Origin of the sequence: Eubacterium pyruvativorans (assembly GCF_900102225.1) — a bacterium.
GTDB classification, from domain to species: domain Bacteria; phylum Bacillota; class Clostridia; order Peptostreptococcales; family Anaerovoracaceae; genus Aminicella; species Aminicella pyruvativorans.
On sequence record NZ_FNBF01000016.1, the window covers coordinates 1 to 21,320 of the forward strand.

Here is a 21,320-nt window from a genome sequence, read left to right on the forward strand (position 1 = left end):
CCGAATTCGTCACTTAGACTTTTGAACGTTCGTCCTTCCTGGACGTGAAGCTGAACGATCTTTTCCCTTAATTCAGGATCGATATCATACATTAGGTGCTCCTTTCGATGTTACTGATATTACGGTGATTATATCAAAATGAACGACCTAATTACAATTTTACTGTATCACGCCAGAATTAGTAGTCGAGTGAATGCACAACATGTTTGTCCTGAGTTGATAAAAACTGATGTTGCCGCTTCTTTGACAGCCTTCTTTGCATCGCCACTTCGCAGAAGAAGTATGGCCGATTTACCGCCCATTTCCAAAAGGGTGTGCTTCGCATTGCTACTCGTCGATAGCCCACCTATCCGCAGGCCTACCTGTGTGGATCCCGTAAAAGAAAAACACCGAATATCCGGATGCGTCGCAAGATAATCCCCAAGTTCATTGCCCAAACCCGTGACTACGTTGAAAACCCCATCGGGAAGCCCGGCTTTTTTCATGAGTTTAGCAAGAATTAATGCCGAAAGGGGTGCTTTTCGACTCGGTTTAACAATGACGGTGTTCCCTGCAGCAATTGCTGGAAACGCTTTTAGTGTGATTTGATCTAATGGATAATTCCAGGGGGTCATCAGTGCGGTCACTCCATAAGGCTCTCGGCGGATAACTCCATTAGGCGTGTGCTTTTCGAAAGGGTATTGCTTTACAATTTTTGCGTAATAATGTGCTTCACTGATAGAATTGTCTACTTGCCATTCTCGACAGTACTTTATTGGCATTCCGATTTCCTCTGTTATTGTATCAATGAATAATTCGGCATGTTCTTCTATCAAGTTTCCGGTGCGTTCAAGAATCAATGCTCGTTGGCATGGGTTAGAAGTGTGCCAAGAGTTGAATGCATTTCGAGCAGTTACAACGGCCTTATCAACATCGGCAGGCCGGGCTTTTTCGACTTCACAAAATACATCTCCAGTAGATGGATTAGTGATCGGAAATGTGTCCGGACAGATGGTGTTATTATTTTTCCCGCCAATGATCATCTTATATTTTTTCAAGGATTGTCACCTCCTATGAAGTCAAAGAAAAGGTCTTTCATGAAATCACTGTTATCTCACGAAAGACCATCGAGTTGTGTATTACTTACACTCCTACAATATGATTTTCATTTTCCTGATCATAACATGTATTATCGGTATCATTGTTTGCCTGATTATTTTGAGAAATAAAAAAATCAATTCAAATGAATGATGTTTATTAGCGGAGAATAGGGTGATAGTGCATCCTATTCTCCGCAATAGGGGGGAATGTTTTGGATAAGAGAATCAATGGTAACCGTCTTGTTAGAATGTTGGGATTGAAAGATCCCGCAAAGGAATTGATCAAGTCCTATCGTGATGGGTCATTGGCTGAGTTGTTACCAGGTTGCTTACCCATAAAATCGAGATCGGAAAGGAGTGATTTTGAAAAAATAATTACAAACTTGGGGAAAATTGAAATTAATTTCAATTTAAGAATGGCAGTTCTATTATATCCGTTCGATGATAACGCAGCAAAATATATCTTAGAAAAATATTTCGTATCAAACTCATCAATCGAAACAATACTTAAAACGAGAAACGAAGCGGATGAGTTCAGTTTGATCAATAATAAAATCAAGTTGAAAAGGTTTATTCATGACAATGGTTGGGAGTGCTATCATTTTCTCAATGAATATGTAAAAGCATTGAATGATGTGATGGATTTGCCGAGTTATAAATTATTGTCGAAGGACTACATGGTAAAGGAAATATTACAGCGGCGGGAAGTTATTTTTCAGGACGATTTGAATATTGATAAAAACGAATTGGTTGATAGTGGGGTCATTGACAAGAAAAAAGTTGATCGCATCATGGATGCGTTGACATTACATTGTCAGATAGCCCCCAGTGATAACAAGTATGACATACTAATGAATAAGGCCAGGTATTACAACAAGCATCCAGTTGCAATGATGTTTAGTGGAATCCGCTGGATAAAGTGATTCGTCCCTGTTTATTCTTCATCGTCGAAATATTAGCAAAAATGGGGGGCTGGCTGCAGCCAGAATTAATTATGGGCAGGAGAATTCCAATTTGGCAAATAATATTAGTAATTGCATTCATGATCGGCTCGTTAATGTACACATTGGTTGTTATGAAGGGCTATATGCATTGTGCCCTTGTGGCAGCAGGTGCGTTTGCGGCGATTATTGCTATCATTAACGGATACAAGTGGTCTTATCTGTTGAAGGGGATCATCAATAATATCACAAGTTGTATGCAAGCACTTCTCATCCTATTTACGGTTGGCATGTTGATTGGAACTTGGATTGCCGGGGGTGTCATCCAATCGATGATATATTATGGACTGATGATATTGAAACCAAGTATTTTTCTTCCAGCCGTATGCCTGATATGTGCCATTGTATCGATTGCAACAGGATCATCTTGGACTACTGCGGGTACTGTCGGACTGGCGTTCATCGGAATTGGACAGACCTTAGGTATCCCGGTCGCAATGACCGGTGGCGCTATTATTTCGGGGGCCTATTTTGGTGATAAAATGTCACCACTTTCTGATACAACAAATTTGGCACCGGCAATGGCGGGAGCCACATTGTTTGATCACATTAAACATATGATGTGGACTGTTACACCTTCCATGATCATAGCATTGATACTCTTCTCGTTTCTCGGAATGAGATTCAAGAGTAAGAGTGTAAACCTGCAATCTATTAAGGTATTACAAACGGTTCTAAAAAACAATTTTTACATATCTCCATTGTTGATTATTCCAGCCGTTTTGGTAATTGTAATGGTGGTTATGAAGGTTCCGGCTTTACCAGGACTATATGGCGGCGTTTGGCTGGGAGCAGCCTGTGCCATCATATTCCAGCATGACTCAATTGGACATTTGGTCGGATTTGAAATGTATGAGGGGTATGTTAGCAAAACGGGAAATGATTTTGTTGATGCACTTCTCACACGTGGCGGATTATCATCAATGTACTACTCTGGAATCTTGATGATTTGTGCGATGGTGATTGCTGGTGTACTTGACTCGTCTAATATGATGAATATTCTTTGCGAGAAAGTATTGAAGAGAACGAAAGGGACAGGATCGCTGGTTGCAACCGTATTGGTTTCGTGTATTGCATGCAACATCCTTTGTGCCGATCAATACGTTTCCATCGTTCTTCCGGGACGTATGTTCAAGGAAGAATTTGAAAATCGGCACTTGAAGCCAAAAAATCTGTCGAGATGCCTGGAGGATGCAGGTACGGTTACTTCAGCACTTGTACCATGGTCAACATGTGGCGCATATATGTCAACAACCTTGGGCGTGGCAACTACTGCTTATGCTCCGTATGCATTCTTGAATATAATTAATCCATTGGTGTCCCTTTTCTATGGGATTACAGGCATTAGTATGGAACGAATGTCAGACGAAGAATATAATGCCATAATGGAGAAGCGCGCAAAAGAAAGAACAAGTTCGGCGGAATATCGGACTATAACAGAGGGATGGCGATGAAACAGGAGGCGGTGCAGCCTCCTGTTTTTCGTTTCCCCCTCTCCATGAAGATCATCTTCACATTCCGATTATATTCCGCATCCGATTGCGGTGATATAATCAACGAAAGAAATGGCTCGCAGGAAGCAGGAAAGAGAGATCGAGATGAGCGGAATGCAGGAGAGTATATACGGATCCCATCTTCCGGAGATGGAAGCTCTGATGGAAGAAATGATGGAGGAAATCCGGCGTTTCAGGGAGGCGGAGAAAGCGAAAACCGGGCTCGATCCGGTGGAACACTGTCTCTGCCGGATCAAGGACGAGGAGAGCATGCGGGAGAAATGCCGCAGGAAAGGGATTGCGGAGACGACGGAAAGCGCTCTGAGGGATATTCGGGACGGAATCGGGATCCGGGTGGTCTGCCCGTTTCTCAGTGACGTATACAGTGTCCGGGATCATATCCTGGGGATCCCAGGGGTTTCGGCTGTGGAGGAGAAGGACTATATCCGTAATGTGAAGAGCAACGGGTACCGGAGCCTTCACCTGATTCTGGAGCGGAATGGTTACTATATGGAGGTGCAGCTCAGGACAATTTCCATGGACACCTGGGCGGCGCTGGAACACAATATGAAGTATAAGCGGGATGTGAAAGGCCGGGAGGAACTTCTGGTGGGAGAACTGAAGCGCTGCGCGGACGAACTGGCTTCCACGGACCTCTCCATGCAGACCATCCGGGATATGATATGCCGGGAGGCGATCAAGCCGCAGGCGAGGGGTGCGGAGCAGTGGACGAGGAGCAGTGGATGCGGAGTAATGGAAGAAAGGGCTGAGAAATGAAGCTTCTCTTAGCGGAGGATACCGCCGGTCTGAACCGGGCGGTGACGAAGATGCTGGAACTGAATGGTTATGAGGTGGATGCCGTCGGGGACGGGCAGGCGGCGCTGGAGAAGCTGCATGAGGACAGTTACGACGGCATTATTCTGGACATTATGATGCCGAAGGTGGACGGCCTGGCGGTGCTGAAGGACCTGCGGGAGCGGGGAAACACTGTGCCGGTGCTGCTGTTGACGGCAAAATCCGAAGTGGATGACCGGGTCGCAGGACTGGATGCGGGGGCGGACGATTACCTGCCGAAACCTTTTGCCATGAAGGAACTCCTGGCCCGGGTCAGTAGTATCACCCGGCGGGCCCGGACGTACAACCGGAAAACGGTTCGGTTCGGGGATGTGGAGCTGGACGGGGAAACCTTCGCCATGACGGCGGCCAACGGGGTGCGGCTTTCTGTCAAGGAATTTGAATTGATGTACACCCTGATGACGAATCCGGATCTGGATCTTTCCACCGGCTATCTCCTGGAACACATCTGGGGAGATGAGCCGGAGGCCCGGGAGGACACGCTTTGGCTGTATATTTCCTATCTGCGGAGTAAGCTGCAGGCTGTGGGCTCTTCTGTCACTATCAGCGGGGAGCAGGGGGGCAGCTTCCGGATCCGGGGCGGCGGAGATGCAGAATGAATGAACGGGAAATCGAAAAACTGAGAAAGCGATTTATCATGATCGCCATGCTTTCCTTCCTGATTGTGACGATGGTGATCGGCGGCGCAGCCTATTTTGTGACGTACTTCACCTCCAGGAATCTCATCCGGGATACGCTGGACAAGATCACGGCGGCAGAGGGGAACGAAGTCAGCCTGCGCTCTGGGGACGACAGCGCCCGGGAGCCCCGCCTGACCGATGTGTTCCGGCGGACGTCCGGGTTCCGGTTTTATTTTGTCGCTGTCCTCAACAGCGAGGGGAAGATCACTTCGTTCCGCACTTCCATGCCGGTAGAGGACAAGGCACTCTACACCGGATACGCAAAGAAGCTCCGGAAGGCCAACGGGAAGATCCGCCTCGGCCGGTACGGGAAGTATTACTTCCAGGTGAAGAAACGTTCCGGCGGCCTTGTTGTTGCCGTGCTGGACTGCGGTCAGGAAGTGGATATGCTTTCGCGGCTGCTGTATATCATTCTGATGGTCAGTGCTGCGGGTCTTCTGGGCACTTTCTTCATTGTGCGTGCCCTGTCGAAACGTGCGGTGCAGCCGGAGATTGAGATCAACCGGCGACAGAAACAATTCATCACCGACGCCAGTCATGAGCTGAAGACCCCGCTGGCGGTGATCCGGGCCAATACGGAGCTGGAGCAGATGATGAACGGGGAGAATGAGTGGAATCAGTCGACGATCGAGCAAGTGGACCGGATGAACGGTCTGATTCAGAATCTGGTGATGATCACCCGGGCTCAGGAACAGGAGAACAGCGGGGAAGCGGAGCCGGTGGATGCGGCGCAGGCGGTGCGGGAGTCGGTGGAGCCGTACCGGAGCCTGGCGCTTCAGCAGCAGAAGGCGCTCCGGGAGGAGATTCCAGACTCTCTCGCTGTGACGGCGGACGGCAGCCGGATCCGGCAGCTGACGACGATTCTGGTGGACAATGCCCTGAAGTACTGCGACGACGGGGGAACGATTTTCGTCCGGCTGGCAGGGACAAAAAAAGACCGGGGCATCGTTCTCACCGTCTCCAACAGCTTCGCAGCGGGGGAAACCGTGGACTATGCCCGGTTCTTTGATCGTTTTTATCGTGCGGATTCATCCCACAGCATCGATCACGGCGGGTACGGCATCGGACTTTCCATTGCGGAGAGCATCTGCAGCCGATACCATGGAAGTATCCGTGCGGACTGGAAGGACAGCATGATCTCCTTCCGCTGCGTGCTGTACCTGTAGTCCGGTCCGCAGGACAAAAAAAGAATCAAGCCGGCGGGCGGCAAAGGATAATCTTGAAAGCGGGGGAACCGGCAGCGCCGGTTCCCTCTTTTTGATGATGGAGAGAAGAGGTGGGGGTGCGGTGGATGGGTGGGGTGCGGAATTCAATTATTTTCGTATTTCGCATCTGACTTGCTTCGGTTTCAATCCGGCTGAGAGGTGGCCGGAAAGTCGCAGGTGCGGAAAGGTAGAAAATTTCAGTTTCGCACCCGGTCCGGTGCAGTCAGGAATTGATTAATCGACGATGATTATTTACGGGAGAATAAGGATACAAAAGCATTTGATAATATGCGTCCGCTTGAAAGGCTGATCACTTTCGATGAAGATACTGAGGTGGTATGTTCGATGCGTTTGGATGTGTATCCAAGTCGCTGAATATTCTTCCGTCATCGAGAGGTGCGAAAAGGAGCATTTCGGTCCATTCCGCACCTTCATGCGGCCGGTGAATATATAATTCAAGATTTAATTTGATTTTCGCACCCGATCTGGCGTGTTTCAGGTGCGAAAACGAGAAAAAGGGCGATTCCGCACCTTGCATCAATATACAATCTTGATTCGTATACAAAAGGCTGTCCTTTTGCCCTAATTCGTTATGCATGAGCAGCAGAATCGCGATTTGTATACAATATACCCGCAGTCACAGCGCCCGTTCTGCCGCCCGCAAGTCCGCCCGCAGTCACAGCGCCCGTTCTGCCCGACCACCGCCGCCCGCCTGGCCGGAAATGAAAACGCACTCCGCATTTCTGCGGGGTGCGCTGCTTATAGGGGTCTGGCTTAAGCAGCCTTGGAACGAATCGTCTTCAGGTGGCAGCGGACGGCGGCTTCCTTGATGATGTCCACGGCCAGATCGCACTGTTCTTTCGTGACAATCAGCGGCGGAACCATTCGGATGATGCTGTCTCCGATGGCGGTGATCAGCAGCCGCTTTTCGAAGCACAGGTGCTTGATTTCCGTTGCATCCACGGTATCGTCGAATTCGACACCGACGAACAGGCCCTGGCCTCTCGCTTCCTTGATGTATGGAACTTCCCGGTTCAGTTTCTCAATGAAGTAGGAGCCTACTTCCTTTGCATTGCCCGGGAGATCCAGACGCTGAAGCTCGTCGATCTCTGCCAGAGCTGCGGCGCAGCAGACCGGGTGTCCGCCGAAGGTGGAGCCGTGGGAGCCGGCGGTGAATGCTTTCGAAACTTCTTTTGTGGCACAGATGGCGCCGATCGGCATGCCGCCTCCCAGTGCCTTTGCCATGGAGACGATGTCCGGCTTGATGCCGTAATTCATGTAGGACATCAGTGCACCGGTTCTGCCCCAGCCGGACTGAACCTCATCCAGGAGAAGCAGGAGATGGTGCTCATCGCAGTATTTCCGGAGCCCGGTCATGAATTCTTTTGTGGCCGGATACACGCCGCCTTCGCCCTGTACCGGCTCGATCATGATGGCGATGGTGTCTTCTGTACATGCATCGATGAAGGACTGAAGGTCATTGAATCTGGCATAGGAGAAGCCGGCCTCCATCGGACCGAAGCCCTGCTGACAGGCGTTGTCCGGCTGCCCGGTTGCGGACATGGAGCCGAAGGTTCTGCCGTGGAAGCTGTGGGCGGCGGTGACGATGTGATACTTGGACGGACCGTATTTCTCGATGCCGTATTTCCGGGCCATCTTGATCATGGCCTCATTGGCTTCTGTTCCGGTGTTCTGATAAAAAATCTTGTCCATTCCGATCGACGTGCAGATCTTCTTTGCCAGCAGCGCCTGCGGAATCGTATACGGATAGTTAAAGGTCTGCATCAGCTCTTTGGCCTGATCCTGCACCGCTTTGACAACGGCCGGATTGCAGTTGCCCGCTGCGTTTACTGCGACGCCGGCGTAGAAATCCAGGTACGGCGTGCCCTTTTCATCGTAGAGGTACATGCCTTCTCCCCGCTCTGCGACGAAGTCGAACCGGTCGTATGTCTCGATCATGTACTCGTTGACCATGTCCTTGATTTCTTCTGCTGTGTAACCTGTGCTTTCCAGTTTCATTTCAATGACCCCCTTATTATTACCAACATATTCAAACGTGTCATTGTGCCACCCGGTTTCATACTGTAATCGGATGAATTGTTCTGATGGGGATATTGTAGCAATGAAACGGGAATTCGTGTCTGTGTTGCAGTACAATTAGAATTGTGTTTTGTCACAAATTATCCGGAATGACGCCGGGGAAATTGTGGTTGATCCCCAGGATTTGGGAGATGGCTGTGCAGAAATCGTCCAGGCATCCTGTGCTCCTGCATTTTCCGTGCGGAACGCAGGACGAAAAAAACGGGAGTGTCATGATCGTGATGACACTCCCGAAAATAATGTGCTCTACAGTTCGAAAATTCCGTTGTACAGAGCCGGCTGCCCGGTCACATGGGCCCAGTTCTTGTCACCGTACTCGAAATGCCACCATTCGGAAGGCAGGTTGGTGAAACCGGCATTTAGCATGATGTTATAGAGCAGGCGGCGGTTGCTGCGAATGGTCTCTGCATCCGGCAGGGACTGAGCCGCCTCGGTTTCGTAATAGGCCGCCCGGGTTCTGTCGGAGAAGGCATCGAATCCGCAGCCCATTTCCAGTTCGTTTCCCGAAGGGTCCAGCAGGGTCAGATCCACAGCGCCTCCCGTTGTGTGGGCCGGCGGCAGATCTCTGTCCGGAATCGGGTTTGCCACGAACTTGTTGATGAACTGATGCTGCTCCTCTTCCGGCAGGCCTTCCAGGTGGAAATCCCGGATCACATCAGCACTGTAGGAGATGAACAGTTCCTTCTGCAGTGCGAACGGGCGCCAGGCGTCCCAGATCCGGAAGCGGTAGCCTTCCGGAAGTTTCTCCGCAGCGTTCTGCAGCATGTCCCATGCCTCCTTGCGAAGGAGGCATCGGGATTCCGCATTCTGAAATCCCAGAACCGGATAGAGCATCCGAATATCGATTCTGTCGTTCTCTTCCACGGGAACCAGCGGAGAATCAATGAAAGCCGTTTCGGTATAATTTTCCAGGTCCGGCAGGATGGGGATCGGCTTCTCAGTATACTGTGTCACTCTATCGCCTCCCTGTCACTATGCACCCAGAATGCCGCCGATGACAACGCCCAGGTAAGTACCGATGACGTAGCCGAAGGTGCCGACCAACATGATCGGGCCTACCAGCTGGCTCCAGCCCTGGGAAATCGCCATGCCGGCTGCGGTGGTCGGGCCGCCGATGTTCGCATTGGATGCCAGGATGCAGTCTTCCAGGTCGAAGTGCAGCAGCTTGCCGCCGATGAAGCAGAAGAGCATGTTGACAACAACCATGATGGCTGTGAACAGCAGCAGGGCCGGTGTCTGGGTGATGATCTGGTAGAGGGACGCCGGAACACCGATGACGAACAGGAACAGGTAGATGAAATATGTGCCGATTTCCTGGGAACCGTTCAGCTTCTGTACCTGCTTCTCACCGTATGTCGCTACGATCATGGACAGGGTGGTGATCCACACGTACTGGGATCCGAAGAAGGTGTTGCACATCTTCAGAACCGTGTTGCTGGTCGGGATGACGTGGGCGATGCCCATGGAGATCAGATTCGACAGGAATACGATCACCACGGCATAAGCCAGGTTCAGTGCGATATCCTTCAGAGAGATGTCCTTCCGGCTCCAGTATGCCGCCGCCTGTGTCTGGGAGTCTCCCAGGCCGTTCTTCTCTACTTCATCGATATGCGGATGGGTGTAGTGGCTCCGGAAGAATTTCAGCCCGGCGAACAGGATCAGAACGAAGAAATAGATGGCCATCAGCAGGTTGTCTGCCACGGTGGTGGCGCCGATGGTGCCGCCGCTGACCTTGAACTGGGTGGCCAGTGCTGCGAAGTTCACGCCGCCGCCGATATAGGAACCGGTCATCATGGCCGCTACGCCGGCAGCTTCCGGAACGTGGTTGTGCAGCAGCTTGTAAGCCAGGAGCGCGCCCAGGCAGGTGCCCACCGCGCCGATCAGGAAGACAATCATGACGCGGCCGGTCTCTTTCCAGATCTTCTTCATGTTGCACTGAAGAAGCAGCAGCGGAATGCCCAGCGGAACCGCATATCCCCAGATGATGTCATCATACAGGGTGCTGTTGGTCGGCAGAATACCGATGTTGGACAGAACCAGTGCCATGATCAGTGCCAGAATGGCGCCGGACAGTTTCGAAGCCCATGTGTACTTCTGCTCCAGGTAGATGGCGATGGCCACACTGACCACCAGCACGAACAGCAGGGCCCAGTTGTCATCCGGAGAGATCAGTGACGGCCTCCCCAGTGTGCTCTGAAAGAATGAATTCAACATAATAACTCCTTTCTATATACCCATGCCGGGAGGATGACTGTTGTCCCGGCGTGTTCTATTCAGTATTGTCTGATAATTGCGTGAAAAACTCAATAGCATTTCATAGAAAGAGGGTTGTATTTTGCGTTTTTTTGTAAAAACGGGGAAATCTCAGGCCGGGAAATTGGTCTTCGGCTCAGCAAGGATGCGGAAGGTGCGGTTCTTGCTTTCAATCAGTCCCTCCTTCTTCATGGCGCCGATTTCCCGCATCAGGGAGGAGCGGTCCACCATGAGGTATTCGGCCAGCTGGCCCAGAGAAATCGGGATCGTAAATGGGCGATCGAGCTGCAGTTTCGCCTTTGTCGCCCTATCTGCCCCGCCGGGAGTCTTCCCCGGCCCCTCTCCCGCCGGTTCTTCACGCTCGGGCTGCCGGGACCGGACATGCTTCAGATAGGTCAGGAGTTTCTCCCGGATGGTACTCTGGCTGAGGATGGAAAGACGCATGGTGAGTTCCTGAGATTTCTGGGCGGTCATCATGAAGAGGTTGCTGATGAGCTGGCTGTGATGGGCGCACAGCTCGGCGCAGGGAGTGATGATGTGGTCATAGTCCAGATAGATGACAGTGCAGTCGGTGGTGGCGCGGACCAGGTAGACGAAGTTATCCAGGGGCAGGGAGAAGAGCTGGCCGAAGACCGCACCCTTTTCGTAGCTCTCCAGCAAAAAGATTTCGCCCTCTTCGTTCAGAATTTCCAGCCGGGCCGTGCCTTCGGACAGAACGGCCACCTTGTCCGGCCGGCCTCCCTCGTAGGTGAGAATGAGGGCGCCCCGGGCATAGCTGCGGGTCAGGGGATGGAAGCAGGGGATCATCCGGTCCAGGGATTCCCGGCTGATGTGGTCCAGCAGTCTGACTTTCTCCATCGCAGTGCTCCTTCCTTCCGCCAATGCGGCGGACTGCCGTGATACAGATTGTGTGCATTTCAGAACTTTTTTTCATCATATCACCAAAAAGTTGCAAATACCACAATTTTCGTGTTTCATACAGAGTACAATTGCATCATGAAAATTCAGAAAATAATGTATCGTTTCCCGGCGGAATAACCGGGGGACGGACTGGAAATCAGGAGGTGACATATGCTGTTCAAAACGACTGAGGCGCACGAAGCGTTCCGGGAGAAAGTCAGAGCATTTGCGGAAGAGGAAATCAAACCCATTGCCTTCAAGCTGGATCAGGGAAATGAGTTCCCCCATGAAGCTGTAGCGAAGATGGCAGAGCTGGGGCTCATGGGGATTCCGTATCCGAAGGAGTACGGCGGCGCCGGGCTGGACGTGCTGAGCTACGCCATTGCAGTGGAAGAACTGGCCCGGGTGGACGGCGGTGCAGGGGTGATTCTGTCGGCCCACACTTCGCTGGGTGCCTATCCGATTGCCGGGTTCGGAACGGAGGAGCAGAAGAAAAAGTATCTGGTTCCTCTGGCAAAGGGTGAGAAGTTAGGGGCGTTCGGCCTGACGGAGCCGAATGCGGGATCCGATGCCAGCGGAACGGAGACGACAGCGGTTCTGGAAGGGGATCACTACGTACTGAACGGCGGAAAGATCTTCATCACCAATGCGCCGATTGCGGATATCTACGTGGTGTTCGCCGTCACCACCCCGGGAATCGGCTCCCACGGGATCAGCGCATTCATTGTGGAGAAGGCGTATGAGGGATTCGAGTTCGGCGACCATTATGACAAGATGGGCATCCGCTCCTCCTCCACGGCTGAGCTGATTTTCAATGATGTGAAGGTGCCGAAGGAGAATCTGCTGGGGCACGAAGGCGAGGGATTCAAGATCGCCATGGCCACGCTGGACGGCGGCCGGATCGGCATCGCAGCCCAGGCGCTGGGTATCGCACAGGGCGCTTTCGAGCATGCCAGAGAATATGCGCTGGAGCGGGTGCAGTTCGACATGCCGATCGCATTCCAGCAGGTGAACCAGTTCAAGTTCGCAGATATGGCCATCAAGCTCCGGAACGCCAGGTTCCAGGTCTACTCGGCGGCGGAACTGAAGGAAGCCCATGAGTCGTACGGCATGGAAGCGGCTATGGCGAAGGCCTATGCTTCGGAGATCGCACTGGAAGTCTGCAATGACGCCCTGCAGATCTACGGCGGCAACGGTTTCCTGAAGGGCATGGAAGTAGAGCGGGCTTATCGGGATGCCAAGATCACCACGATCTATGAAGGAACGAACGAGATCCAGAGAATCGTCATCGCCGCCCACATTCTGGGGAAGGCGCCGAAGATGAACGTGGTTTCCGGAAAGCAGAAGGGGCCGATCACCGGCATCCGGAAGAAGGAAATTTACAGCAAGGGAAGTGCGAAAGAACGGGTGGACCATCTGGTGGAAGCGCTGAAAGCGGACGGGTATGACTTCACCGTGGGAATCGATCCGATGACGCCGATTTCCGAGGCGGACCGGGTGGTTTCCGCCGGAAAGGGAATCGGAGAGAAGAAGAACATGAAGCTCATAGAGGATCTGGCGAAGCAGGCCGGTGCGGCCATCGGTTCTTCCCGTCCGGTGGCGGAAACCCTGAAATATCTGCCGCTGGACCGCTATGTGGGCATGTCGGGACAGAAATTCAGCGGCAATCTGTACATCGCCTGCGGCATCTCCGGGGCGGGTCAGCATCTGAAGGGCATCCGGGAGGCTACCACCATTGTGGCGATTAACAAGAACAAGAATGCGCCGATTTTCAAGAATGCGGACTACGGCATCGTGGGAGATGTGATGGAAATTCTGCCGCTGCTGACGAAGGCGCTGGACAACGGGGAAGAGAAGAAACCGGCACCGCCGCGGGTGAAGATGCGGAAGGCGACGGTGCTGAAGGAGCCGTCCCACTGGACGACCTACGTGTGCGACGGATGCGGCTACGAGTATGACCCGGCAGTGGGAGACCCGGAGGGCGGCATCAGTCCGGGAACAACCTTCGAAGCACTTCCGGAGGAGTGGATCTGCCCGGTGTGCGGCGAGGCGAAGACGGCATTTACCGAAGTGGAAAAAGTATCGAGTAAGGAGGATCAGTAATGCATTGCGTGAGAAATGTGACAGAAGACCTCTACTGGGTCGGCGCCAACGATAAGCGGCTCCATCTGTTTGAAAGCATCCATCCGATTCAGGATGGGGTATCCTATAACTCTTATCTTCTGATGGATGAGAAAACCGTCCTCTTCGACACGGCGGATCTGTCGGTGGTGAAACAGTTCCTGGAAAACGTGGCTTACGTGCTGGGAGACAGGCCGCTGGACTATATGGTGATCAATCATCTGGAGCCGGATCATGCGGCTTCCATGGATGAGGTCCTTCTCCGTTATCCGGGGGTGAAGGTGGTTTCCACGGAGAAGGCATGGCTGCTGATGAAGCAGTTCGGCATGAATGTGGAAGACGAGAACTTCGTTCAGGTTCAGGAAGGGGACCGGCTGAAATTCGGAAAGCACGAAGTGACGTTCGTGGCTGCGCCGATGGTGCACTGGCCGGAGGTCATGGTGACCTATGATCTGACGAACGGTGTGCTCTTCAGCGCAGACGCCTTCGGATCCTTCAAGTCTCTGGACGGCGCTCTGTTCGCTGACGAGGTGGATTTCCGGGGCGAGTGGATCGGCGAGGCGCGGCGGTACTACACCAACATCGTGGGAAAGTACGGTCCGCAGGTCATGGCCCTGCTGAAGAAGGCCCGGACCATCGACATCAAGATGATCTGTCCGCTTCACGGACCGGTGTGGCGGGAGGATATCGGATGGTTCCTGGACAAATATGTGCACTGGGCCACCTATACGCCGGAAGAGAAGGGCGTCATGATCGTCTATGCCTCGATGTACGGCAATACGATGAATGCGGCGAACATCCTGGCTTCCAAGCTCCATCAGAAGGGATTCCACAATATCCACATGTACGATGTGGCGGAAACCCATGTGTCCGAACTGATCAGCCAGGCGTTCCGGTACAGCCATATCGCCATTCTCTCCGTGACCTATAACCTGAACGTCTTCCCGCCGATGCAGAGTTTCATCGACGACATGAAGCGGCTGAATCTCCAGAAGCGGGTGATCGGCGTAGTGGAGAATGGATCCTGGGCGCCGCAGGCAGGAGCGCTGATCTGTGAGGAAATGGATGAAATGAAGCAGATGACCGTGCTGAACGAGCAGGTTTCCCTCCTGTCCTCTGTGAACAGGACCACGGAAGAGGAACTGGACGGGCTGGCAGACAGCATCATCGAATCTATGAAACAGGACTATTAGTTGGAAACTGTTGCCCGAAGCGGGATTCTGCTTCGGGCTTCGCTTTTCTTTTTGACAAAAAGAAAAGGGGCAGGGCTTCCGGACTAAACGTGCAGCACGCTCTCCGAAAACAAGGCGGATTTTCCGGTCAGGAAGACCCGGTTCATCTTCATTGCAAGCCGGGAGAAAAGTTCTGTAAATGCGGGTGCTGGAATGAAATGGTTGAATATTCGCTGTATTGATGTATCATGAATAATACAAGGTTGTATCTATACTCTGATACGTAGAACTGTCGATAGGAGACCGTTATGATTGAAAAGTACCTGAACGGGCTGGAAGTCAAGCCTGACGAACTCACTGCATTGGAGCGGACGACCCTGTACAGTCAGGGCAGGCCGGTGGACCGGATCCCCTGTGTTCTGGATACCGGTGAAACCATGGCGCCCATGCTGGGCATGTCCATTGATGCGTATTATCATTCCGCAGAGATGATGCTGGAACTGGAACTGTATCTTCATGATCATTTCCATTCGGACGGAGCGGGAATTTCCCTGACGCTCCGGGGAATGGCGGAGGCGATGGGAAGCCGGATCCGGTATTCCGATCACAACATTGCGGTGCTGGACCAGCCGGCCATTCGTGTGGAAGATGCGGATCAGGCGAAGAGTGTGAATATCGATGAGGACGGACGGCTGCCGGTGATTCTGGAAGCCATGCGCCTGGTGAAAGAGAAGCTGGGGGCAGAGGTGCCGGTCAGCGGTACGGTTACGGGACCGTTCACGGTGGCGGCCATGGTTCTGGGCACCGAGAATCTGCTCATCGGTACGGTGCGGCACCCGGAGAAGATTCATGCCCTGATGGACATCATTGTGGAAAATAACAACAAGGTCATCCGGCGGATGGTGGACATGGGGGTGGGCATCGGCTTCGCTGATCCGGTGAGTTCCACTTCCCTGATCAGCAAGAAGCAGTATGAGACTTTCTCACTGCCGTATTTCAAGAAAAATGTGGCCTATATCAAGTCCCTGGGGGCCGGCTGCGGCCTTCATATCTGCGGCGGGAGCCGGGCACTGTGGGATGATCTGATCGATTCGGGCATCGGTACATTCAGCCTGGATAACATCGAGAGCATGGAAGAGGCGAAGAAGGTGCTGGGACCGCACATGTGCATCATGGGAAATGTGCCGCCGATCGAAGTCATGCGTTACGGCACGCCTCAGGATGTGCTCCGGTCCGCCCGGGACTGCATCCGGCAGTCCTATGATTCGCCCTGCGGCTATATCCTGACTTCCGGCTGTCAGATGCCGGTGGGGACGCCGGCGGAGAATATGACGGCGCTGATGGACGCCGCCCGGATCTTCGGCCGTTGGCCGGTGGATCCGGCGGTTCTGGCGGAAGACTAACTGCCGGAATTACTTGTCGGAAGAAAGAGCCGACCGGATCATCTGCTCTGCTCTGCGGCTGGCGTCGGTATTCGTGAACGTCAGCTGCAGCCGGCTGCTGCCGCAGCGCAGGGTGACGGTCGGCACTTCCATGGCATTATCTCCGGAGCAGCAGGAATGATGCTCCGTGTTCACGCCGGAAGAGACCTCTGTGATGCAGCGGTACGGCAGGTAATACAGGGTCGCATTCCGGTAGAAATACAGTGCGTCTATGCCGAATTTCGTATCTTCGATTTTCCCGGCATGTTTCCGGTCGCTTCTGGTGTCCGGAATCTCCTGCCCGTCGATATACGGGTATGCTTTTCTCAGTCCGAACATGGCGGACTCCTTTCTTTTTCGCCTATCGTTTTAGTTGGTTTTCATATTGTAATCCTTCCGGGGGCCGGTGTCAATGCGGGGGATGATTTGATCAAGATTCTATGGAGGTGGTTTATTCGTTTCAATAGAGAGAAAATTCTCTTTATTTGTATTGACTGTGTGCTATGTACTAATTATAATACAATTAAGAGAGGCGTGAGAAGGGCAAACCAGCCGTGAGGCTGGGACGCAAAACTACAGGGTCTCATTCTATTGAGACAGCCAGCTGCCATCCGAGAATTGTGATGGCGGTTTTTTGTGAAAGAACCGCCGGAAGAATCTGAGAAAGGAAGGATGCATTATGAAAAGAAGACAGGCACTGATCGCAGTAGCACTGTCAGCGACCACCGCAGTTGTGATGAGTCCGGTGACAGTATTGGGATTGTCGATTGACAAGACCTCGGAACAGTATGCGCAGGAGAAGGATGCCCAGGACTGGGTGGAAGCAGAGAAGACCAGCGCAGAGAAAGACGGGTATACCGTAGACACAGAGAGGACGAAGGTGGAGAGTGGAACCACTTCATCCACAACTACCGAAATGAAGACTATAGATGAAACTTATCAGAAGCAGGAAGATGCGAATGCGAAGGCTGAAGAGGTCCGGGGGAAAGGCGGATCTGCTGTGGTGCAGGAGTCCCAGAAATCGGATGAAAACTGGGCAGACGGTACGCCGGAAACGAAGGTGGATCAGTCGGACAATCCGTATCAATCCAAGGAGGAGCGGGATACCAAGAGGGACGCAGATTATGAGAAAGTGAATCAGGAAAAGCCGGAAAATACGGACACGAAGAAGTATTCTGTAGAGAAGAAGGATACGGATGCCACGAAGACGGTGAAGGAGCAGACACAGCAGACCAGGGATATCCATGAAGAAGGTTTGACCATGGATGCGGCGGAGCAGAAAAAAACAGAAATCGAGAGAAATCTTTCCGGTCAGGCAGCCATCACACCATCCCAGGGAGAGAATGAGAACTGGGGAAATAAGGAGAAGGTAGGGGAACTGGATTCTGACAACATGTATGAGTCGGAGGATGACCGTAACCATGCGTTGAGCGATGCAATCAATGCGATGATTGAACAGCTGAAGCAGAAAAGCACGGACACCGAGCGGTATACAGCGGAATCAGAGAACACCACTGGATCGAAGACCGTTTCAGACCCGTCAGGGAATGAAACGAAGTATTTTGAAACCCGGAATGAAGCAAATGAAAAACATGAAATAGACAGCAGGGACGGGAAGAATCCGACTGAAGTTACGGTATTGAGAGGAGAGTCTGTCTCGGATACTGTCTTAGAAAATGCAACTTCGGAAGAGGTTGACGCCTTTCTGAACGGGGAAAAGCCGGGAACGACGTACGAAGACGGGGATAAGGAGCATTCCTGGACCATTGAGAAGGGTGATGTGAAGGTAATCGCTTTGGAAGATATCACGGAAGCATTCAAAGGAAGAACCTTCAAGAGCCGTGAAGAAGCGAATGAAGCATTGCAGATCTATCTGGAGAAGAAGGGTATCACTGAAGGGGAATGGACGATCCAGGCGGAGGTGAAGGATGTTTCTCAGGAAGAAACCAGTACAGTGTATGAGCTGTCTTCTGTTGCATTGAAAGAAAATCCGGACTCGAATCCATGGCGCTATGACCATCTGGATATCGTTCAGATTTCTTCGGATTCAGGAATCGAACTCACCGGCGGTACGGTAACGACGGAAGGGAAGACAACGAAGTTGAAGGTGTGCGGCTTTGGTGCGACCTGGGACAATGGCTATAAGGAGTATCGTAACACCGGAATCCGGATTACGAACAATTCTCTCGTCACATTGACCGGTACGTACACTTTCAAAACGGAATCCGGTGAAACGGTCACGAAAGAATTCCAGATGCAGGGTTATCTCAACGAAGATGCCAGAACGTGGCAGGCTGCACAAGAAAAGGGATTCAACAATACCATCAATGCCTGTCAGCACTGGGGACAGGGACATGGATATGACCTTCGCTTCTCGATTCTGGAAAACGAAATCACAGAAACATTCCTGAATCAGATGTTTGTTGTGGAAGGTCTGGCGGAGAAGAAGGAAGATACTTTCAAGGTGACGAAGAACACAACAAATCTGGAATATCAGTACACTGTTCCGGGAACGAAGGAGATCCCGGTGTACGGGTACAAGGTTGTGGAGTACAAGGAAACACGAAATCCGACGACTTACAGTGTGGATGGAAGTTATACAGAAAGCGTCGAAGTGGAGCGCCAGGTGCCGGTTTACGGATACCAGATTATCCTGCATGAGCAGACCAGAGATGCAACGTCATATCGTGTGACCGGATCCTATAACGAAGAAAGAACCGTGCTGACGCCGTGGTACCGGGGACATATCGTCGCAACGAAAGCCGATTCACCGGTCGTTCCGCCGACACCGGCAGAACCGGAGACGCCGGACGTACCGGCGGAACCGGATCCACCGGAATTGCCGGATACGCCGGAAGAACCAAATACACCGGAAGAACCGGATGCTCCGGTACAGCCAGACAGTCCGGCAGGGACCGCAGAGAAACCGGTCGCACCGGCAATGCAGCCGAACGGACCGGTTATGCTGAAAACGTCCGTACCGCAGACTGGAGATGAGACGAATATTCCACTGCATGGGTTCGGCCTGGTTCTGAGTATGACGGCAGCCGGCGTCGTCCTCCGGAAACGGAAGAATAACGACAAGTAGCCTCGTTTGCAAGACACCAGCATTTAGCACATTCAATTAAGATGGGACGCCTGCGAAATGTCCTTCCTTCAGGTATCCCCAGAGGGCGGGGGGACCGCCGGATGATGGAATCGATTTCCTTCATCCGGCGTCCCCCCGCCTGTTAATTTCGCCGTTCAGGCCAGTCCGAAGGCCAGTCCGTCGTCGGTGCGGGTCACTTTCTCTCCCCGGGCAGTTAGAAATTCGGTGAGGTAGGCTGCGACGGCCTCGTTTGGTTCATCCAGCGTGAAATAGAACCCGCCGCAGGTGTCGTGAATATGGATGTGCACGTTGAATTGTTCCTCTATCTCCCGCTGCAGCTGCCCCGCATCGATCAGTGTGATTATCATGGATGTACCTCCTGTGTCATGGGCGCCGGCCCGGCCGCCGCCTTCTGATGGAATTGATTCGCATACATTATAATACCCGCTTTCCGGTACGGGAAGCGCCGGCAGGTGAATCTCTCTCCGTTCTGTGTTATAATTACTGCTCAAGTCGTTGATCAACGGAAGAATCAGAATAACAGGAGAAGTTATGTCGGATAACAGTGCACTGCGCAAAAAATTCATTCATTATATCGTCCCGTCGATTGTGTCTCAGATGGTGTTCATGCTGTACACACTGGTGGATGCCATTTTCGTGGCCCGGGGCGTAAATGCCCGGGCGCTGGCCGGGGTGAATATTTCGGCGCCTTTTGTCACACTGCTTTTTGCCATTTCCATCACCCTGGCGGTGGGAACGTCCACCCAGGTATCCCGGCTCCGGGGGGAGGGACATCCAGAGCAGGCATCGGAAATTTTTTCTATGAATTTCGCTGTGGCGACGGTGCTGTCGCTGGTGATAACGGTGCTGGCGATCGCCTTCACATCGCCTTTTGCCGATCTGCTTGGCGCCACACCGAACACGAAGGAATACGTCCTGCACTACGTCCGGACGATCGCACCGTTCTCGGTGTTTTTCATCTATTCCTATCTGTTTGAAATTCTGATCGCGGTGGACGGATTCCCGGCAGAAGCCACAAAAATCGTGGCGCTCGGCGTCATCGGGAATTTCGTGATGGATTATCTGTTCATCTTCGTGTTCCACTGGGGTGTGTTCGGAGCGGCCTTCGCCACCGGGCTGTCCCAGCTGCTGGTGACGGTGGTGTACCTGTTCCACTTTCTGGGGCCGAAGGGAAACATCAAATTCCGGCATTTCCACTGGGATGGAAGAACGGTGACCGGATCCATGTACCGGGGGATGCCTTCCGGGGTCATGGAACTTTCTCCGGGGCTGATCACGTTCATTCTGGTTCACTTCGTGGATTATAATCTGGGGGAGGACGGTCTGGTGGCCTTCTCCGCCATGGCGTATATGGCGGGGGTGCTGATCGTCCTGGCCGTGGGGGTGGCCCAGGGCGCTCAGCCGCTGATCAGCTTCCAAAACGGCCGGGGAGACCGGAAGGCGATCCGGAAACTGCTGAAGTATCAGCTGGTGACGGGAATCTCCCTGGAACTGATTCTATATATTTTGGTGTGCATTTTCTCCCGGACCTATGCGACCATTTTTCTGAAGGGGGACGCCGACAGCCTGATCGGCTACACGGCGGAGATGATGCGGTATTACCTGCTGTTTGCGGTTCTGGACGGCTTCACGGTGGTGATTTCCATTACGGTGACCGGGCTGGAGAAGCCTTTGCCGGGCATTATTCTGTCCGGACTCAGGGCCTCGGTGTTCCTGCTCGTCGGCTGCGTCATCACCACATGGATCGGCGGGGATGCTATCTGGTTCGCCATGCTGATTGCGGAGGTGCAGACGGCGGTGTGCGCAGCGTGGGTGATGAGAAGGGAGTTCGGCGGAAGGACAAAAAATAACTGAATCCGTTCCGAAACAGCACAGAACAGGAATCGAAGGGCCTTCCGGCCCGACGGCAGAGTAGAAATCGAAAGGAGTCT

17 protein-coding genes and 1 riboswitch are annotated in these 21,320 nt (G+C 52.6%); of the genes, 10 read left to right on the top strand and 7 right to left on the bottom strand.

What is annotated here, in order from left to right:
* Positions 1-167 precede the first annotated feature (167 nt).
* Positions 168-1,037, bottom strand: coding sequence for an aldehyde dehydrogenase family protein (locus tag BLQ24_RS06360; RefSeq protein WP_090163822.1), 870 nt, complete (start codon positions 1,035-1,037; stop codon positions 168-170).
* A gap of 254 nt (positions 1,038-1,291) precedes the next feature.
* On the opposite strand from BLQ24_RS06360, the gene BLQ24_RS06365 reads away from it, so the two are divergent.
* The 5 genes from BLQ24_RS06365 to BLQ24_RS10450 all read left to right on the top strand — a co-directional run bounded on the left by BLQ24_RS06365 (position 1,292) and on the right by BLQ24_RS10450 (position 6,274).
* Complete coding sequence (locus tag BLQ24_RS06365; RefSeq protein ID WP_090163824.1) at positions 1,292-2,002, top strand: hypothetical protein; 711 nt, start codon at positions 1,292-1,294, stop codon at positions 2,000-2,002.
* A 41-nt stretch (positions 2,003-2,043) separates the two neighbouring features.
* On the top strand, positions 2,044-3,534 hold the full coding sequence (nhaC, locus tag BLQ24_RS06370; RefSeq protein ID WP_242869606.1) for a Na+/H+ antiporter NhaC: 1,491 nt from the start codon (positions 2,044-2,046) through the stop codon (positions 3,532-3,534).
* 144 nt (positions 3,535-3,678) lie between these two features.
* A complete protein-coding gene (locus tag BLQ24_RS06375; RefSeq protein ID WP_336433269.1) occupies positions 3,679-4,350 on the top strand; it encodes a GTP pyrophosphokinase in 672 nt (223 codons plus the stop codon).
* Complete coding sequence (locus tag BLQ24_RS06380; protein WP_090163826.1) at positions 4,347-5,027, top strand: response regulator transcription factor; 681 nt, start codon at positions 4,347-4,349, stop codon at positions 5,025-5,027. The genes BLQ24_RS06375 and BLQ24_RS06380 overlap by 4 nt, the downstream gene beginning before the upstream one ends.
* A complete protein-coding gene (locus BLQ24_RS10450) occupies positions 5,024-6,274 on the top strand; it encodes a sensor histidine kinase (protein ID WP_090163828.1) in 1,251 nt (416 codons plus the stop codon). Before BLQ24_RS06380 ends, BLQ24_RS10450 begins: the two co-directional genes overlap by 4 nt.
* 813 nt (positions 6,275-7,087) lie before the next feature.
* Here BLQ24_RS10450 and BLQ24_RS06390 read toward each other — a convergent pair.
* The 4 genes from BLQ24_RS06390 to BLQ24_RS06405 form a co-directional block, all read right to left on the bottom strand.
* On the bottom strand, positions 7,088-8,332 hold the full coding sequence (locus BLQ24_RS06390; RefSeq protein ID WP_090163830.1) for an aspartate aminotransferase family protein: 1,245 nt from the start codon (positions 8,330-8,332) through the stop codon (positions 7,088-7,090).
* Positions 8,333-8,659: 327 nt separating this feature from the next.
* Positions 8,660-9,367 (bottom strand): M15 family metallopeptidase, encoded by a 708-nt coding sequence (locus BLQ24_RS06395; RefSeq protein WP_090163832.1) that lies wholly within the window; start codon positions 9,365-9,367, stop codon positions 8,660-8,662.
* Positions 9,368-9,385: 18 nt separating this feature from the next.
* Entirely contained in the window at positions 9,386-10,627 is a 1,242-nt protein-coding gene (locus BLQ24_RS06400) for a DUF819 family protein (protein ID WP_090163834.1), read from the bottom strand.
* Between the two features lie 150 nt (positions 10,628-10,777).
* A complete protein-coding gene (locus tag BLQ24_RS06405; RefSeq protein WP_090163836.1) occupies positions 10,778-11,524 on the bottom strand; it encodes a Crp/Fnr family transcriptional regulator in 747 nt (248 codons plus the stop codon).
* A gap of 213 nt (positions 11,525-11,737) precedes the next feature.
* Between BLQ24_RS06405 and BLQ24_RS06410 the strand changes: the two genes are divergently transcribed.
* The 3 genes from BLQ24_RS06410 to BLQ24_RS06420 all read left to right on the top strand — a co-directional run bounded on the left by BLQ24_RS06410 (position 11,738) and on the right by BLQ24_RS06420 (position 16,262).
* Complete coding sequence (locus BLQ24_RS06410) at positions 11,738-13,669, top strand: acyl-CoA dehydrogenase family protein (RefSeq protein WP_090163838.1); 1,932 nt, start codon at positions 11,738-11,740, stop codon at positions 13,667-13,669.
* Positions 13,669-14,880, top strand: a complete 1,212-nt coding sequence (locus BLQ24_RS06415; RefSeq protein WP_090163839.1) for an FprA family A-type flavoprotein — start codon at positions 13,669-13,671, stop codon at positions 14,878-14,880. Before BLQ24_RS06410 ends, BLQ24_RS06415 begins: the two co-directional genes overlap by 1 nt.
* A gap of 287 nt (positions 14,881-15,167) precedes the next feature.
* On the top strand, positions 15,168-16,262 hold the full coding sequence (locus BLQ24_RS06420; protein WP_090163841.1) for a uroporphyrinogen decarboxylase family protein: 1,095 nt from the start codon (positions 15,168-15,170) through the stop codon (positions 16,260-16,262).
* A 9-nt stretch (positions 16,263-16,271) separates the two neighbouring features.
* Here BLQ24_RS06420 and BLQ24_RS06425 read toward each other — a convergent pair whose 3' ends face one another.
* Positions 16,272-16,619 (bottom strand): hypothetical protein, encoded by a 348-nt coding sequence (locus BLQ24_RS06425; protein WP_090163843.1) that lies wholly within the window; start codon positions 16,617-16,619, stop codon positions 16,272-16,274.
* 193 nt (positions 16,620-16,812) lie between these two features.
* A riboswitch (cyclic di-GMP riboswitch) is annotated at positions 16,813-16,892 on the top strand.
* Between the two features lie 67 nt (positions 16,893-16,959).
* Here BLQ24_RS06425 and BLQ24_RS06430 point away from each other — a divergent pair.
* Complete coding sequence (locus BLQ24_RS06430; protein ID WP_090163845.1) at positions 16,960-19,368, top strand: LPXTG cell wall anchor domain-containing protein; 2,409 nt, start codon at positions 16,960-16,962, stop codon at positions 19,366-19,368.
* 155 nt (positions 19,369-19,523) lie between these two features.
* On the opposite strand, the gene BLQ24_RS06435 is transcribed toward BLQ24_RS06430, so the two are convergent.
* Positions 19,524-19,736 carry an RDAC family protein gene (locus tag BLQ24_RS06435; protein ID WP_090163847.1) on the bottom strand — a complete coding sequence of 71 codons (213 nt, stop codon included), beginning with the start codon at positions 19,734-19,736 and terminating at the stop codon, positions 19,524-19,526.
* Between the two features lie 184 nt (positions 19,737-19,920).
* On the opposite strand from BLQ24_RS06435, the gene BLQ24_RS06440 reads away from it, so the two are divergent.
* Complete coding sequence (locus BLQ24_RS06440; protein ID WP_090163849.1) at positions 19,921-21,243, top strand: MATE family efflux transporter; 1,323 nt, start codon at positions 19,921-19,923, stop codon at positions 21,241-21,243.
* Positions 21,244-21,320 lie beyond the last annotated feature (77 nt).

Coding starts and splice junctions, on each gene's coding strand:
- BLQ24_RS06380 (WP_090163826.1), top strand. CDS start 4,347: ATGAAGCTTCTCTTAGCGGAGGATACCGCCGGTCTGAACCGGGCGGTG.
- BLQ24_RS06430 (WP_090163845.1), top strand. CDS start 16,960: ATGAAAAGAAGACAGGCACTGATCGCAGTAGCACTGTCAGCGACCACC.
- BLQ24_RS06390 (WP_090163830.1), bottom strand. CDS start 8,332: ATGAAACTGGAAAGCACAGGTTACACAGCAGAAGAAATCAAGGACATG.
- BLQ24_RS06440 (WP_090163849.1), top strand. CDS start 19,921: ATGTCGGATAACAGTGCACTGCGCAAAAAATTCATTCATTATATCGTC.
- BLQ24_RS06400 (WP_090163834.1), bottom strand. CDS start 10,627: ATGTTGAATTCATTCTTTCAGAGCACACTGGGGAGGCCGTCACTGATC.
- nhaC (WP_242869606.1), top strand. CDS start 2,044: ATGGGGGGCTGGCTGCAGCCAGAATTAATTATGGGCAGGAGAATTCCA.
- BLQ24_RS06415 (WP_090163839.1), top strand. CDS start 13,669: ATGCATTGCGTGAGAAATGTGACAGAAGACCTCTACTGGGTCGGCGCC.
- BLQ24_RS06375 (WP_336433269.1), top strand. CDS start 3,679: ATGAGCGGAATGCAGGAGAGTATATACGGATCCCATCTTCCGGAGATG.
- BLQ24_RS10450 (WP_090163828.1), top strand. CDS start 5,024: ATGAATGAACGGGAAATCGAAAAACTGAGAAAGCGATTTATCATGATC.
- BLQ24_RS06405 (WP_090163836.1), bottom strand. CDS start 11,524: ATGGAGAAAGTCAGACTGCTGGACCACATCAGCCGGGAATCCCTGGAC.
- BLQ24_RS06410 (WP_090163838.1), top strand. CDS start 11,738: ATGCTGTTCAAAACGACTGAGGCGCACGAAGCGTTCCGGGAGAAAGTC.
- BLQ24_RS06435 (WP_090163847.1), bottom strand. CDS start 19,736: ATGATAATCACACTGATCGATGCGGGGCAGCTGCAGCGGGAGATAGAG.
- BLQ24_RS06420 (WP_090163841.1), top strand. CDS start 15,168: ATGATTGAAAAGTACCTGAACGGGCTGGAAGTCAAGCCTGACGAACTC.
- BLQ24_RS06425 (WP_090163843.1), bottom strand. CDS start 16,619: ATGTTCGGACTGAGAAAAGCATACCCGTATATCGACGGGCAGGAGATT.